This window comes from Bisbaumannia pacifica (genome assembly GCF_007989625.1).
In the GTDB taxonomy this organism is placed as follows: Bacteria; Pseudomonadota; Gammaproteobacteria; order Pseudomonadales; family Halomonadaceae; genus Bisbaumannia; species Bisbaumannia pacifica.
Genome location: NZ_BJUK01000004.1, coordinates 24,930 through 40,465, shown reverse-complemented (window position 1 = coordinate 40,465; position 15,536 = coordinate 24,930). Strand labels below are relative to the sequence as shown.

Genomic DNA, 15,536 nt, shown 5'->3' with positions numbered 1-15,536 from the left:
TGTAACACAGGGCGGCGCGTCGTGCATGGCCGGAAAAGCCGCGATTACCGACCAAGTGCCAAGCCCTTGACAGGGCGCAACATGCTAGCATCGCAAGACTCTATTTACTGCGCCTAATAAGGATAAATTCACCCATGCGACTCGCTTTCTCTCCCCGTCCTGCCCTCGGCCTGACGCTGGGGGCACTGGCCTTGCTGGCCAGCCCCCTGGCCCTGGCCGCCGCCGGCCCCCTGGATCTCACCAACTCCATGGTCGGCGGCATGGCCCTGGTGTTCTTCGTGCTCGCCTACCTGCTGGTGATGGGCGAGGAGTTCCTCAAGATGCGCAAGTCCAAGCCGGTGCTGGTGGCGGCGGGCATCATCTGGGCCCTGGTGGGCTGGGTCTATGTGCAGGCCGGCCAGCCCCAGGCGGCGGAGGATGCCTTCCGCCATACCCTGCTGGAGTTCACCGAGCTGATGCTCTTCCTGCTGGTGGCGATGACCTATATCAACGCCATGGACGAACGCCGGGTCTTCGATGCCCTGCGCGCCTGGATGCTGGAGCGCGGCTTCAGCTACCGCAGCCTGTTCTGGATCACCGGCTCCCTGGCCTTCGTGATCTCGCCCATCGCCGATAACCTGACCACGGCGCTGCTGATGTGTGCCGTGGTCACCAAGGTGGCGGAGGGCGACCACCGCTTTATCAACCTGTGCTGCGTAAATATCGTGGTGGCGGCCAATGCCGGCGGCGCCTTCAGCCCCTTCGGCGATATCACCACGCTGATGGTGTGGCAGGCGGGCATGGTCAAGTTCTACGAGTTCTTCGACCTGCTGCTGCCGTCGCTGGTCAACTACCTGGTGCCGGCGGTGGCCATGAGCTTCTTCGTCAAGAAGCACCACCCCGCCCCCCACGACGAGCATATCGAGCTCAAGCGCGGCGCGCGGCGCATCATCGCCCTCTTCCTGCTCACCGTGGCCAGCGCCGTGGCCTGCCATACCCTGCTGCATCTGCCGCCGGTGCTGGGCATGATGACCGGCCTGGGCTACCTGCAGTTCTTCGGCTATTACCTGCGCCGTACCCTCGGCCGTTCCCTGGCCCGCAAGCGCGATATCGCCGTGCGCCGGGGCGACCAGCGCGCCCTGGAGCGCCTGGGCAGCGTGGTGCCCTTCGATGTCTTCAACCGTATCGCCCGCGCCGAGTGGGATACCCTGCTGTTCTTCTACGGGGTGGTGATGTGCGTCGGCGGCCTGGGCTTCATGGGCTACCTGAGCCTGCTCTCCGAGCTGCTCTATACCCAGTGGGATGCCACCTGGGCGAATATCGCCCTGGGCCTGATGTCGGCGGTGATCGACAATATCCCGGTGATGTTCGCGGTGCTGACCATGGAGCCGGAGATGTCACACGGCCACTGGCTGCTGATCACCCTGACCGCCGGGGTCGGCGGCAGCCTGCTGTCGGTGGGCTCCGCCGCCGGGGTCGCGGTGATGGGTCAGGCCCGCGGCTCCTACACCTTTATGGGGCACCTGCGCTGGTCGCCGATCATCCTGCTCGGCTATGTGGCCAGCATCCTGCTCCACCTGTGGCTCAACGACGCCAGCTTCAGCCTCTATAACGGCCACTGAGTCGCGGAGACACCGTTCCCGGCGCGCCATCGGGCCCCGGCCTAGCGACGACCGCGTCGGGAGTGCCCGGGGTCGAACCGGATAAGCCGGCTTGCCCCGGCGACCCATCGGGGCCCTGGCCTAACGACGACCGCGTCGGGAGTGGCCGGGCCGGATCAGTTTGACCCGGGCCTTGGCGCGCTTGCGCGGCGGCGTCTCGCCGGGAGGCAGAGCCGGGTCGCCGGGCGGCGCGTTGGGCACGGTGACCACCCAGGCGAAGGTCGGCAGCGACAGCCGCCAGTAGATGGCCGCCAGGCGCAGCCCCAGGGTCAGGGCGATGGCCAGGCTCACGCCGAGCCACTGGGCCACTCCCAGGCCATGGAGCAGCACATAGGCGCTGCCGCCGAGGATCGCCGCGGTGGCATAGACCTCCTGGCGCAGCACCATGGGCACCCGCCGCGCCAGCACATCGCGGATCATGCCCCCGGCCACCCCGGTCATCATCCCCATCAGCACCGCCACGATGCCCGGGGCCTCCAGGAGCAACGCCTTGTGGGCGCCGAGCACCGTGAACAGCGCCAGGCCGAAGGCGTCGGTGACCGGCAGGAAGGTGCGGGTCAGGCGGTGGATATAGCGAAAGCCGAGGATCGACAGCGCCACCGTGGCGAGGATCACCCACAGGTAGGTGGGGTCCTCCACCCAGAACACCGGCCGCACCCCCAACACCAGGTCGCGCAGGGTGCCACCGCCGATGCCGGTCACCGCCGCCAGGACCAGCATGCCGAAGGGGTCCATCCGCGAGCGGCAGGCGAGAATCACCCCGGTCAGGGCGAAGACGATCACCCCGGCCATGTCCAGCCAATAGATCCAACCGGTCACCGTGCCCTCCTCCCTTGCCCGCGACGGCTACTGATAGGTCACCACCAGGAAACACACCAGCTCCTGGTCTCCGCTATTCTCGATAGTGTGGTCGAGGTCGGCGTGATAGTGCGCCGAGTCACCGGGGCCCAGCAGGCTGACGTTGTCTCCGGCCTGTATCCGCGCCCGCCCCTGGGTGACGCTGAGCAGTTCCCGGGTGCCCTCGAAGTGAGGCGCGCTGGAGAGCCGGGCCCCCGGCGAGAGACGGATCTCGTAGAACTCCACCGACTTCTCCATATGCAGCGGCGAGAGAGTACGGATGCGGCACTCCCGATCGTCGCGGAACAGCTGGTTGGCGTCGTCGCTGCGCACCACCTCGATGCGCGAGGCGGTCCAGGGTTGGTCGACCAGTTCGCCGATGCTCAGGCCGAAGGCCTGGGCGATGCGCAGGGTCACTGCCAGGGTGGGATTGGCGCGGCCGCGCTCGATCTGGCTGAGCATGGAGCGGCTGACCCCGGAGGCCGCCGCCAGTTGGTCCAGGGTCAGGCCGCGCTTCTTGCGCAGCTCGATCACCCGGCCCGAGAGCACCTGGCTGCCCAGGTCGCCGGAGCGCTCGCCCGGGCGCGATGCGGGAGGCGACGTGGCGGTCATCGGGCGTCCTCCATGGAGCGCAATGCGCAAAATACTGGAATAATTTCTTGCATCATGGAATTCGTCTGCAATACTGGAATTTATTCCCGTATCTTAAACCCCCGGATCGGGAATGCCAGGGAAATCACCTGCCCAAGGAGACACCATGAAGGCACTGGTCAATCGAGAGGCCGCACCCGGCCTCTGGCTGGAAGAGGTTCCCGAGCCCCAGGTGGGCATCAATGACGTGCTGATCCGCGTCAAGCGCACCGCCATCTGTGGCACCGATCTGCATATCTACCAGTGGGACGCCTGGGCCCGGCAGACCATTCCCACCCCCATGGTGGTGGGCCACGAGTTCGTCGGCGAGATCGTCGAGGTAGGCTCCAACGTCAACGACTTCAAGCCGGGCCAGCTGGTCTCCGGCGAAGGTCATGTGGTGTGTGGGCGCTGCCGTAACTGCCTGGCCGGGCGCCGCCACCTGTGCGCCCATACCAGCGGCATCGGCGTCAATCGCCCCGGCGCCTTCGCCGAATACCTGGCCCTGCCCATGTCCAATGTCTGGGAGCATCGCCCGGGCATCGACCTGGACGTGGCGGCGCTCTTCGACCCCTTCGGCAACGCCGTGCACACCGCCCTGCAGTTCGAGCTACTGGGCGAGGACGTGCTGATCACCGGGGCCGGCCCCATCGGCGCCATGGCCGCGGCGGTCTGCCGCCATGCCGGCGCCCGTCATGTGGTGGTCACCGACCTCAACCCGGAGCGCCTGGCCCTGGCCCGGCGCCTCGGTGCCACCCGCACCGTGGACGTGCGCAAAGAGACCCTCGCCGAGGTGCAGCGCGACCTGGGCATGGCCGAGGGCTTCGACGTGGGCCTGGAGATGAGCGGCAGCCCCGAGGCCTTCCGCGACCTGCTGGCCAACCTCTGCCACGGCGGCAAGGTGGCCATGCTGGGCATTCCCAGCGAGGCCATGGCCATCGACTGGCATACGGTGATCTTCAATATGCTGACCATCAAGGGCATCTATGGCCGGGAGATGTACGAGACCTGGTACAAGATGTCGGTGATGATCGAGTCGGGGCTGGATATCTCCCCGGTGATCACCCACCGCCTGCCCTACCGGGAGTTCCAGCAGGGCTTCGACGCCATGCTCGACGGCTCCGCGGGCAAGGTGGTGCTGAACTGGGAGTAGCCGAGTTGGGAGGGACTCTCCGGGAGAGGGCTCGCGAAGACGCGGTAAACCCGTCCCTGGGCGCTCGACTTTTTCGTCCCTGAAAAAGACGCTTCGCTCTGCCCTCCCCCGGCGTCCCTCACCAGAGTTTTGCCGCCTTCCCCATCATGCGGTTTTTCCAATAACAGGGAGATAGGGCTATGTACGGCGATTTCCGCCAGCACCTGCGCCAGCAGCTCGAGGCCATCGAGGCCGCCGGCCTGACCAAGCACGAACGCCTGATCACCACCCCCCAGGGCGCCCATGTGGGCCTCGACTCGGGCCGCGAGGTGCTCAACCTCTGCGCCAACAACTACCTGGGCCTGGCCCAGCACCCGCAAGTCACCGCCGCCGCCCGGGCCGGCCTCGATGAGTGGGGCTATGGCCTCGCCTCGGTGCGCTTTATCTGTGGCACCCAGAGCCTGCACAAGCGGCTGGAAGCCAAGCTCAGCGAGTTTCTCGGCACCGAGGAGACCATCCTCTACCCCTCCTGCTTCGACGCCAACGGCGGCCTCTTCGAGACCCTGCTGGGCCCCGAGGACGCGGTGATCTCCGATGAGCTCAACCACGCCAGCATCATCGACGGCATCCGCCTGTGCAAGGCCAGCCGCTATCGCTACCGCAACAACGACATGGCCGACCTCGAGGCCCAGCTCCAGGAGGCCGATCGCCGCGGTGCCCGCTTCAAGCTGATCAGCAGCGACGGCGTCTTCTCCATGGACGGCTATATCGCCCGCCTCGACGAGATCTGCGACCTGGCCGAACGCTACGGCGCCCTGGTGCACTTCGACGACTGCCACGCCACCGGTTTCCTCGGCGCCGGCGGGCGCGGCACCCACGAGTACCGGGGCTGCATGGATCGGGTCGACATCATCACCGGCACCCTGGGCAAGGCCCTGGGCGGCGCCAGCGGCGGCTACACCAGCGGCCGCCGGGAGGTGGTGGAACTGCTGCGCCAGCGCTCGCGCCCCTACCTCTTCTCCAACACCGTGGCGCCGCCGGTGGTGGCCGGGGCCCTCGAGGCCCTGGCGCTGGTCAGCGAGTCCAGCGAGCTGCGGGATCGCCTGGCGGAGAACACCCGTTTCTTCCGCGCCGGCCTCGAGGCCCTCGGCTTCGAGCTGCTGCCCGGCGAGCACCCCATCGTGCCGGTGATGCTCCACGACGCCGCCCGGGCGGCGCGCTTCGCCGAGGCGATGCTCGAAGAAGGCATCTATGTGGTGGCCTTCTCCTACCCGGTGGTGCCCCAGGGCAAGGCGCGCATCCGCACCCAGGTCTCCGCCGCCCTCTCCCGGGACGACCTGGAGGCCGCCCTGGCGGCCTTCGGCCGGGTCAAGGCACGGCTGGGACTCTAGCCACTCACCTACGCTAGGAATCCCAGCGCAGCGGGCCGGCCTCGCTTGCTTCGGGAGCCGCCCCCGCCTCGCCGCGGGGCGTCTCCAGCTCCAGTCGGGCCCGCTCCACCAGGGACTCCGGCAGCTCGCGCTTGACCGCCACCCCCAGCTCGGCGAAGTCGGCGGCCTGCTTGACCAGGTTGCCCTTGCCGTTGACCAGCTGCCCCAGGGCCTGGTCGTAGCTGCCGCGGGCGCCGTCCAGCTTGCGCCCCACCTCCTCCATGCTGACCAGGAAGGTGCGCAGCTTGGCATGGAAGCGCTCGGCGCGGCCGGCCAGTTCGGCGCTGTGCCGGCTCTGGTCCTCGAAGCGCCATAGCTGGCGGACGATATTCAGGCTGGTCAGCAGGGTGGTGGGGGTGGCCACCAGGACGTTCTTCTCCAGGGCCCGCTGGAAGAGGGTCTCGTCGGCCTTGAGAGCCTCCACGTAGGCGGACTCCACCGGCACGAACATCACCACCACCTCCGGGGAGTTGAGCCCCGGCAGGTCGTAATAGTGACGCTCGGCCAGCTCATCGATGCGCGCCGCCATGGCCCGGCAGTGCTCCGCCAGGGCCTCCTGGCGCTGCGCCTCCTCCTCGGCGTTGACGTAGCGCACATAGGCCACCAGGGAGGTCTTGGCATCGATCACCAGGTGGCGCCCCTGGGGCAGGTAGACGATGGCATCCGGGCGCCGCCGGCCCGCCTCGGTGGCGATGCTCACCTCGCGGCGATAGTCCTTGCCCAGGCGCAGGCCGGAGCCGTCGAGGACGTTTTCCAGCATCAGCTCACCCCAGTTGCCCTGCACCTTCTTCTGGCCCTGGAGGGCCTGGGTCAGGCGTTGGGCCTGGTCGGTGATCTCGCGGTTGAGGGCCTGCAGCTGCTGCAGTTCGGTGCGTAGCTGGATACGCTGCTCGCTCTCCTGGCGCTGGATGCTGGCCACCTGGTCGCGAAAGCCCTTCATCTCGCCGTGCAGCGGCTGCAACAGGCCCTGGATGCGCTGCTGGGAGAGCTCGCCGAAGGCACGCCCCTTGCGCTCCAGCACCTCGTTGGCCAGGGCCTCGAACTCCTGGGTCAGCTGGCTGCGGCTCTCCCTGAGCAGGGCCAGCTGCTCCTGGAAGTGCTGCTCCTTGAGGGCCAGGTGCTCGGTGAGGCGCTCGCGCTCCTGGCGCAGTTCCTGCTCGCCCTGCTGGGCGCGGGCCAGGCGGGTCTCGAGGCCCTGCTGGGCCTCGCGGGCCGCGGCCAGCGCCTCCCGGGCGGCATCCCGCTCCGCCTCGAGACGCGCCAGCGCCTCCCGGGCCATGCCCAGGCGGCGTGCCGCGACCGCCCCGGCCAGGCCGGCCGCCAGCAGGGCCCCGAAGAGCCCCGCCAGGAGGCTCGAGAACAGGGGGTCGGAGATCATCGCAGCATCCTTATCGTGGGGTTCCCGCCCCATGGTAGGCGAGGCGCCGCCGCTCGGGAATGGCTGGCCGTTGAAGCCCTCCCGCCCCGGAACTGCAATACTCAAGCCAATACCCCCTTCCGGCTAGGAGACTCGTTATGCGCCCCCTGCTTACCGCCCTCGCCCTGCTCTGCGCCCTGTGGCTCGCCGGCTGCACGGTCAACACCTACCCCGACGGCAGCCGCGACACCGAATGGGGCGCCCCGGACTCCGATGAGCCCCCCACCCGCCAGGAACGCCGGGAGCTTTAATCCCCATAACGCCAAGGGCCCCGCCTCGTGCTTCGAGGCGGGGCCCTTGGCATTTACCGGCGGGCGATCAGGCCTGCTGGAAGGGGTAGACGCTGCCGATGGCGAGCAGTCGGGTCAGCTCGTCCAGGGCGGTCAGGGTCTCCTCGGCCAGCTGCGGGTCGGCCAGGTCCTCCGGGGCCAGGCGGTCCCGGTAGTGGCGCTCGACCCAGGCGGTCAGGTCGCCGTGCAGGCCGTCATCGAGCAGCACCCGGCCGCTGAGGGCCGCGCGCTCCGCCGCGGAGAGGGCGACCCGCAGGCGCAGGCAGGCGGGGCCGCCGCCGTTGCGCATGCTCTGCTTGACGTCCTTGACCAGCACCTCGTTGATCGGGTTGGGGCCGGCGATCAGCAGGTCCTGGATGGTGCGCCACACCGCCTCGTTGTCCTGGCACTCGCCGGGCACCACCAGGGTCATGGAGCCGTCCGGGTTGGAGAGCAACTGGGAGTTGAAGAGGTAGGAGGCCACCGCGTCCTCCATGCTCACCGCCTCCTTGGGCACCCGCACCGGGATCAGCGGGGTGGCCATCTTGGCGCGCAGCTCGTCGAGGGTGCCCTGCTCGTCGAGGAAGGCCATCTCGTGATAGAGCAGCACCGGGCCATTGCCCACCGCGATCACGTCGTTATGGAAGACGCCGGCATCGATGGCGTCCGGGTGCTGCTGGGCGAACACCGTCTGGGCCTCGCCGAGGCCGTGCTGACGGGCCACCGCCTGGCTCGCCTCCAGGGTCTGGCGGGCCGGGTAGCGCTTGGGCTCGACGCCCTCGCCGAAGGCCCGACGACCGTAGACGAAGAGGTGCACCCCGGGCTCGCCATGGCTGGCGCCGAGGCGGGTGTGGTTGGCCGCGCCCTCGTCGGAGAAGGCCGGGGTGGCCGGCAGCACCGGGTGGTGGGCGAAGTGCGCCTCGTCCTTGAAGATCGCCGCCAGCACCCGGCCGGTGGTCTCCGGCTCCAGGTAGCGGTGGAAGCTGGACTGCAGGTTGGCCGGGGTGAAGTGCACCCGACCGTCCGGGGCGTCGACGCTGGGGGTCACGGTGCCGGCATTGGCGGTCCACATGCTGGAAGCGGAGCACACCGCCCGCAAGAGCTGAGGCGCCTCCTTGGCGGCCCGGGCCAGCACCTCGCGGGTGCTGCCGCTGAAGCCCAGGGCGCGCAGGGCGCCCAGGTCGGGACGCTGCTGGGGCGGCAGCACGCCCTGGGCGTAGCCGGCGTCCATCAGCGACTTCATCTTGCCCAGCCCCTGGAGGGCCCCTTCCCGGGGATTGGAGACCAGGCCGCCATGGGACATGGAGGCCACGTTGCCATGGGCCAGCCCGGAGTAGTTGTGGGTCGGCCCCACCAGGCCATCGAAATTGACTTCGAGCACGCTCATAGACTCACCCCCGGCGACTGATGAGTGGGCAGGGCCAGAGAGCCCCGCATGGCGGCAGCCTGAATCAAGCAGCGACTCATAGACTCACTCATAGACTCACCCCCGGCGGCAGTGAATCGGGCAGTGCCAGGTCATCGGCCTCCACCGAGGCCACCGGATAGGCGCAGTAATCCGCCGCATAGTAGGCACTGGGGCGGTGGTTGCCGCTGTCGCCGACGCCGCCGAAGGGCGCGTCACCGGAGGCGCCGGTGGTCTGGCGGTTCCAGTTGACGATGCCGGCGCGGATACGCAGCAGGAAGTCGTCCCAGTCAGCGCGCTCGCCGCCGATCAGGCCGGCGGAGAGGCCGTAGCGGGTGTCGTTGGCCAGGCGCAGGGCCTCGTCCCAGTCGCGGTAGCGATACACCTTGAGCAGCGGGCCGAAGTGCTCCTCGTCGGGCACCGGCAGGCCGGTGACATCGATCAGCGCCGGACTCAGCAGGCTGGTGTTCTCCTCCAGGCGGCGCATGCGCGAGAGCACGCTGCCGCCCAGGGCCTCGAGCTCGTCCTGGGCCTTGAGCAGGCCATCGGCGGCGGCCACGCTGACCAGGCCGCCGTAGAAGGGCGCGGGCTCGCTGAACTGGCCGGCCACCCGTAGCTTGTCGATGGCCGAGACCAGGGCCTCGATCAGTCGATCGCCCACCTCGCCCTCGGGCACCATCAGGCGTCGGGCGCAGGTACAGCGCTGGCCGCCGGAGAGGAAGGCGGACTGCAGGATGGTTAGCACGGCGGCGTCCTGATCCGGCACGTCCTTGATCACCAGCGGGTTGTTGCCGCCCAGCTCCAGGGCGAGGATCTTGTCCAGTTGGCCGGCGAACTGCTTGTGCAGCAGGCCGCCCACCTTGGCGCTGCCGGTGAACAGCAGGCCGTCGATATCCGGCGCCGAGGCCAGGGCCTGACCCACCGGGGCCGCGCCCTGCACCAGGTTGATCACGCCGTCGGGCAGGCCCGCCTCGCGCCAGCACTGCAGGGCCAGGTCGGCGGTCAGCGGGGTCTGCTCGCTGGGCTTGAAGACCACGGTGTTGCCGGCCAGCAGCGCCGGCACCATGTGCCCGTTGGGCAGGTGACCGGGGAAGTTGTAGGGGCCGAAGACCGCCATCACCCCATGGGGCCGATGGCGCAGCACTGCCTTGGCGTCGCCCAGGTCGCGCTGACGCTCGCCGGTGCGTTCCTCGTAGGCGCGAATCGACAGGGCCACCTTGCCGATCATCGCGCCCACCTCGGTGCGCGCCTCCCACAACGGCTTGCCGGTCTCGCCGGCGATGGCCGTGGCCAGGGCTTCCCGGTGGTGTTCCAGCACCTCGCGGAAGCGCTCCACCAGCGCCTGGCGCTCGGCGAAGGGGGTCTGGGCCCAGGCCGGGAAGGCGGCGCGGGCGGCGGCCACCGCCGCCTCCACCTGGGTAGGAGCGGCACAGCGGCCCTCCCAGAGGGTCTGGCCGGACACCGGGTCGGTCTTGGCAAGCGCCTCCGCTTCGCCGTCGAGCCAGGTGCCGCCGATCAACTGTTGCTGCTTGGCCTGCATGCGTCTCTCCTAAGTCTCGAGTAGGCGGAGGGAATCGCCCGCGCCGACACCCAGCCGGCGCGACTCCTCCTCGGTCAATACGATGACATCCTCGGCGCTGGGGCCACGCCCCACCCAACCGGCGCGGAAGTCCAGCATCGAGGTGCTGGAGGCGAGCCAGCCGGGGCGCTCGTCGCTCTCGGCACTCGCTACCACTTCCACCTGACAGAGCCGCGAGGTGCGCACCGCGCGTACGTCGTCGATATAGGCCTCGACGGTGGGGCCGCCGTCGAAGATGTCGATAAAGCCTTCCCAGCGCAGCCCTTCCTTCTTGAGCATCTCCAGGGCCGGGCGGGTGTGCTCGTGGACCTGGCCGATGCACTCCCGGGCCTCCTCGCTGAGGAAGGTCGTGTAGATGGGGAACTTGGGCATCAGCTCGCCGATAAAGCTCTTCTGTCCCAGGCCGGTGAGGCGGTCCGCCTCGTTGAAGTCCATGGGGAAGAAGTGGCTGCCCAGGCACTGCCAGAAGGGGCTGATGCCATTCTCGTCGAAGCGCCCGCGCATCTCCGCCAGCACCTTGTCCGGGAAGCGGTCGCGGAACTGCGCCATGAACAGCCAGCGCGCCTTGGAGAGCAGGGTGCCGTTGCGGTCCTTGCGGTACTCGGGGCGCAGGTAGAGCGAGCAGACCTCGGCGTCACCGGTGTGATCGGAGCTCAGGAAGAGCGTATCGATGGTGCGGTGCAGGTCGAGCTGCACCGAGGAGTGGGCCAGGGTCCCCAGGCGGTAGTTGTAGAAGGGGGCGTCGTGGCCGACCTGGCCGACCACCGCGCAGCAGCCGGCCAGCTCGCCGCTCGCCTCGTCCTCGAGGACGAAGAAGTAGAGGCGGTCGTCGACCGGGGTGCGCTCCTCGAAGGCGCTGGCGGCGGCCTCGATCTTGCCGGCCAGGAAGTCGCGGTTGTCGGGCAGCGAGGTGAAGCCGACCCCGGTCTGCTGGGCCAGGGCCTGGAGACCGTCCAGGTCATCACGGGCGATGGGACGAATACGCATCACAGCTCTCCCTCGTCATAGACGTCATCCACGGCGGGTAGGGCCAGGGGGGCCGCCAGCACCGCGCGACCTTCCTCCACGCCGAGCACCTCGGCGTGCTCCGGCGACAGCATCAACTGGCCGGTGGGCGAGAGCGCATAACGGGCCACCACGCAGCGGAACTCGCCCAGTTTCTGGTTGGCGATCATCGCCGGCTCAGCGTCCGGCAGGCTGGCCGCCGGGCGCACCCGCACGGGATGCCAGGCGGCGCGACGGAAGGTCTCCAGGCGCTCCCGCTCGCCCTTGATCACCGGGCCGGCGTCGAAGATGTCCACATGACGGGAGCGCACGAAGCCCTCCGCCAGCATCTCCTGCATGGGCGTCTCGTGGGCCGGGTGCTCGCGGCCGATGGCGGCCCGCGCCTGGGGCGTGAGCAGCGGCAAGTAGAGCGGGAACTGCGGCATCACCTCGGCGATGAAGCTCTTCGAGCGCACCCCGGCGATATGGTTGATGTCCTGGTAGCCGCGGGCGAAGAAGTGGTTGCCCACGCTGTTCCAGAACGGCGACTCGCCCTCGGCATCCAGGAAGCCGGGGAAGGCCACCGCCAGGATCTCGGCGAAGCGCTCCGGGTACTGGGCGATGAACATCAGTCGCGCGCGACGCAGCAGGCTCTCGGCGCTGGTGCCCTTGTAGCGCTCGTCCAGGGAGAGGGCGCACAGCAGGGTCGCCTCGGAGACCTCGTGGGAGAGCGACAGGGTCTGCACCTCGCGGCGCACGTTGAGCTGCTGGGAGGCGTGGATCAGCGTCTCCTGGCGGTAGGTGTAGTAGGCCTCGTTGGCCCCCGCCTGGGCGCGGATGGTGGCGGTGCCCACCACCTCGTCGCGCTCGCGATCCTCGATCACGAAGGTGTAGTGCTCGTCACCCGGGAAATCGACCTCACGGCCGAAGGCGCGTTGCGAGCGGGTGATGCGCTCCTCCAGCCGGTCACGATGGGCCGGCAGGTTGGTCAGCCGCGGCGTGGCGGAGCCCGCCAGCCGCTCTAGGGCCGGCAGGTCCGCCGGCCGCACGGGGCGTACGACCAGCATGGCGAGTCCTCCAGGGGACAGGGGTTGATGCTCGGGCATGGGCGACCTCATCCCTGGGCGACGAGGCGATCGATGGCGCGCTCGAGGCGAGCCATGCCCTCGCGGATATCCGCCTCGGGGATCACCAGGGAGGGCGCCATGCGCAGTACATTGGGGCCGGCGATCAGGGCCATCACGCCCTCCTCGATGGCCAGCGGCAGGATGTCCTTGGCGCGACCTTCCCAGGCATCGGCCATCTGGGCACCGATCAGCAGGCCCATGCCGCGCACCTCCTTGAAGAGGCCGTGCTTGCGGTTGATCGCCTCGAGCAGCTCGCGGAACAGGGCGTGGCGCTCCTCGACGCCGCCCAGCACCTCGGGAGTGTCGATGGTCTCCACGGCGGCCAGGGCCACGGCGGAGGCCAGGGCATTACCGCCGTAGGTGGACCCATGGGTACCGATGGCCAGGGACGGCGCCACCTTGTCGGTGGTCAGCATGGCGCCCACCGGGAAGCCGCCGCCCAGAGACTTGGCGGTGGTCAGGATGTCCGGGGTGACGCCATAGTTCATGTAGGCGTAGAGCTTGCCGGTACGGCCGACGCCGGTCTGCACCTCGTCGAAGATCAGCAGGGCGTCGTTGGCATCACACAGATCGCGCAGGCCCTGGAGGAACTCCGGGGTGGCCGGCACGATGCCGCCCTCGCCCTGCATCGGCTCGACCATGATGGCGCAGGTGTCGTCGCCGACCAGCGCGCGGACGCTCTCCAGGTCGTTGAACTCGGCATGCAGGATGCCGCCGGGCACCGGCCCGAAGCCCTGGGAGTACTTGGGCTGGCCGCCGACGCTGACGGTGAAGAAGGTGCGGCCATGGAAGGACTGGCGGAAGGAGATGATCTTGTCCTTGTGGGCGCCATGGGTGTCATGGGCCCAGCGACGGGCCAGCTTCAGGGCCGCCTCGTTGGCCTCGCCGCCGGAGGAGCAGAAGTAGGCCTTGTCGGCGAAGGTGCGCTCCACCAGGGACTTGGCCAGGGCCAGGGCCGGCTCGTTAGTGTAGACGTTGGAGAGATGCCAGAGCTTATCGGCCTGGGCCTTGAGGGCCTCCACCAGCACCGGATGGCAGTGCCCCAGGGCGTTGACGGCGATCCCGCCGGCGAAGTCGATGTACTCGCGGTCCTGCTGGTCCCACAGGCGGCTGCCCTCGCCACGCACCGGAATCACCTGCTGGGGGGCGTAGTTGGGCACCATGTACTGGTCGAAGTCGCTGCGAGTCGGGGTATAGCTCATGGTCTTCTCCATCCTGTGGGAATGCTCGATCATGGGAGTATAGGGACGCCGGCCCAAGGAAGCTTTCATCGATGGGACGGCGAATTATCAAAAGCGGTTAGGGTGACGAGGACTGCGATGTTCGATGCCACGACCTGGAATCGTCTGCGCTACGGCCTCTACGCGCCGATCTATGACGCCGTGGCCGCGCGCGCCTTACGGCGGCCACGCCAACTGGCCCTGGCCCAACTGGCGTGGCCGCCCCGGGCCCGGGTGCTGTTGGTGGGGGCCGGCACCGGCCTCGACCTGCCCTGGCTACCGGAGGACGCCGAGGTGCATGCCACCGACCTGTCACCGGCCATGGTACGACGAATCGCTCGCCGCGCCGAGGCGCTGGGCCGGGAAGTGCACTGTCGGGTGATGGATGCCGCCGACCTGGACTACCCGGACCGGCACTTCGACGTGGTGGTAATGCACCTGATCCTGGCGGTGATGCCGGCCCCCGAACGGGGCCTGGCCGAGGCCCATCGGGTACTGCGCGACTCGGGGAGGCTCGCGGTGATGGACAAGTTCCAGGCCGATGAGCGGCCCGCCGGCCTCGGGCGGCGCGCCCTCAACCTGGTGACCCGCGCCATCGCCACCGATATCACCCGCCAGGCCCGGCCGCTGCTGGAAGGCGCCGGTTTCGTGATCGAGGCCGACCGGCCGGTGCTGATGGGTTCGCTGTTCCGCGCCCTGCGGGCCCGCAAGGCCGATCCCCCGTCAGGCGAGGACGACGACTAGGCCCGGCAAGCCGAGCCTCAGGCGGTAAGGCGCTCTTCCCGGGGCGTGATGCCGAAATGATTGCGATAGGCGGTGGAAAAGTGAGCGCCGGAGGAGAAGCCGGTCTGCAGGGCGATCTCCCCCACCGCCTGGTCGCTCTCCCGCAGCAGCTTGCGGGCCTGCTGCAGGCGCAGGTTGAGGTAGTAGCGGCTGGGCACCGCCTGCAGGTACTTCTTGAACAGTCGCTCCAGTTGGCGCCGGGAGATCCCCAGGTGCTCGGCCAGCTCGTGGGTGGTCAGCGGCTCCTCGATATTGGCCTCCATCAGGGTCACCGCATCGATCAGGCTCTGGGGGGCATGGCCCAGCCGCGAGCGCAGCGGCACATGCTGGGGCTCGTCGGCCATGCGGATGCGCTCCAGCACGAAGTGCTCGGAGACCGCCTCGGCCAGGGGCTGGCCGTGCTGCATGCCGATCAGGGTCATCATCATGTCCATGGCGGCGGTGCCGCCGCCGCAGGTCAGGCGATCCCGATCGATCTCGAACAGCTGGTGGGAGAGCCGCACCCGGGGGTAATCCCGAGCGAAGGCGTCGAAGCGCTGCCAGGGCAGGGTCGCCCGGTAGCCGTCCAGCACCCCGGCCCGAGCCAGCACCTCGGCGCCGCCGGCGATGCCGCCCAGCACCACCCCGCCCCGCGCCAGCCGCCGCAGCCACTCGTCCAGGGACGGCGCCAGGCTACCCGCCAGGGGCGAGGGAGCGCAGACCAGCAACAGGTCCGGGACCGCGTCCAGCTCGTCGATGCGCTCGCCGGGCAGCAGCGCCACCTCGGCAACACTGCCGACCTCCCGGCCATCCAGGCCCAGGCTATGCAGCTCGTAGAGGCGTCGCCCGGCGAGCTGGTTGGCCACCACCAGGGGTTCCAGGGCACAGGCCTGGGCCAGCAGCGAGAAGCCCGGGAGCATCACCGCCCCCACACGGCGGGGGTGTCCGAGGTTGGCGCTGGAAAAGGGGGCATCGTGCATGGGCAGACTCCGATCGCGGAACCCACCATCTTACCCAATTGCCACGGGGGAGAAAGCGACGGGACGAGCCGAGAGAAAAAGCCGTCCCAGAAGCACAAAGGCCGCCCCGGAGGGCGGCCTGCGA

Annotated in this window: 14 protein-coding genes; 5 read left to right on the top strand and 9 right to left on the bottom strand. The window is 69.0% G+C overall.

Translation table 11 applies throughout. The features are described from left to right. The first annotated feature begins 134 nt into the window (after positions 1–134). A complete protein-coding gene (nhaD, locus tag HPA02_RS02365; protein ID WP_146801473.1) occupies positions 135–1,601 on the top strand; it encodes a sodium:proton antiporter NhaD in 1,467 nt (488 codons plus the stop codon). Positions 1,602–1,721: 120 nt separating this feature from the next. On the opposite strand, the gene HPA02_RS02360 is transcribed toward nhaD, so the two are convergent. Next, positions 1,722–2,459, bottom strand: a complete 738-nt coding sequence (locus HPA02_RS02360; RefSeq protein ID WP_146801472.1) for a trimeric intracellular cation channel family protein — start codon at positions 2,457–2,459, stop codon at positions 1,722–1,724. 27 nt (positions 2,460–2,486) lie between these two features. Beyond that, the gene (locus HPA02_RS02355; RefSeq protein WP_146801471.1) at positions 2,487–3,089 is read right to left on the bottom strand and encodes a helix-turn-helix domain-containing protein; all 603 of its coding nucleotides are present in this window, start codon (positions 3,087–3,089) and stop codon (positions 2,487–2,489) included. A 145-nt stretch (positions 3,090–3,234) separates the two neighbouring features. On the opposite strand from HPA02_RS02355, the gene tdh reads away from it, so the two are divergent. Beyond that, positions 3,235–4,260 carry an L-threonine 3-dehydrogenase gene (gene tdh / locus HPA02_RS02350; protein WP_146801470.1) on the top strand — a complete coding sequence of 342 codons (1,026 nt, stop codon included), beginning with the start codon at positions 3,235–3,237 and terminating at the stop codon, positions 4,258–4,260. A gap of 179 nt (positions 4,261–4,439) precedes the next feature. Further along, positions 4,440–5,630 carry a glycine C-acetyltransferase gene (kbl, locus tag HPA02_RS02345; protein WP_146801469.1) on the top strand — a complete coding sequence of 397 codons (1,191 nt, stop codon included), beginning with the start codon at positions 4,440–4,442 and terminating at the stop codon, positions 5,628–5,630. 13 nt (positions 5,631–5,643) lie between these two features. On the opposite strand, the gene HPA02_RS02340 is transcribed toward kbl, so the two are convergent. Next, a complete protein-coding gene (locus HPA02_RS02340; protein ID WP_244945842.1) occupies positions 5,644–7,047 on the bottom strand; it encodes a DNA recombination protein RmuC in 1,404 nt (467 codons plus the stop codon). Between the two features lie 137 nt (positions 7,048–7,184). Between HPA02_RS02340 and HPA02_RS18180 the strand changes: the two genes are divergently transcribed. Continuing rightward, on the top strand, positions 7,185–7,337 hold the full coding sequence (locus HPA02_RS18180) for a hypothetical protein (RefSeq protein WP_186809907.1): 153 nt from the start codon (positions 7,185–7,187) through the stop codon (positions 7,335–7,337). 67 nt (positions 7,338–7,404) lie between these two features. Here HPA02_RS18180 and astB read toward each other — a convergent pair whose 3' ends face one another. The 5 genes from astB to HPA02_RS02315 form a co-directional block, all read right to left on the bottom strand. Further along, positions 7,405–8,742, bottom strand: coding sequence for an N-succinylarginine dihydrolase (astB, locus tag HPA02_RS02335; RefSeq protein WP_146801468.1), 1,338 nt, complete (start codon positions 8,740–8,742; stop codon positions 7,405–7,407). Between the two features lie 88 nt (positions 8,743–8,830). Next, a complete protein-coding gene (gene astD, locus HPA02_RS02330) occupies positions 8,831–10,300 on the bottom strand; it encodes a succinylglutamate-semialdehyde dehydrogenase (protein ID WP_146801467.1) in 1,470 nt (489 codons plus the stop codon). Between the two features lie 9 nt (positions 10,301–10,309). Beyond that, complete coding sequence (astA, locus tag HPA02_RS02325; protein ID WP_146801466.1) at positions 10,310–11,326, bottom strand: arginine N-succinyltransferase; 1,017 nt, start codon at positions 11,324–11,326, stop codon at positions 10,310–10,312. Beyond that, positions 11,326–12,390, bottom strand: coding sequence for an arginine N-succinyltransferase (locus HPA02_RS02320; protein WP_146801465.1), 1,065 nt, complete (start codon positions 12,388–12,390; stop codon positions 11,326–11,328). Before HPA02_RS02320 ends, astA begins: the two co-directional genes overlap by 1 nt. A 47-nt stretch (positions 12,391–12,437) precedes the next feature. Beyond that, positions 12,438–13,652 (bottom strand): aspartate aminotransferase family protein, encoded by a 1,215-nt coding sequence (locus tag HPA02_RS02315; protein ID WP_146801464.1) that lies wholly within the window; start codon positions 13,650–13,652, stop codon positions 12,438–12,440. A 117-nt stretch (positions 13,653–13,769) separates the two neighbouring features. Between HPA02_RS02315 and HPA02_RS02310 the strand changes: the two genes are divergently transcribed. Further along, positions 13,770–14,414 (top strand): class I SAM-dependent methyltransferase, encoded by a 645-nt coding sequence (locus tag HPA02_RS02310; protein WP_146801463.1) that lies wholly within the window; start codon positions 13,770–13,772, stop codon positions 14,412–14,414. Positions 14,415–14,431: 17 nt separating this feature from the next. Here the strand turns inward: HPA02_RS02310 and HPA02_RS02305 are convergent, their stop codons facing one another. Beyond that, positions 14,432–15,412 (bottom strand): GlxA family transcriptional regulator, encoded by a 981-nt coding sequence (locus HPA02_RS02305; RefSeq protein WP_186809906.1) that lies wholly within the window; start codon positions 15,410–15,412, stop codon positions 14,432–14,434. Positions 15,413–15,536: the final 124 nt, after the last annotated feature.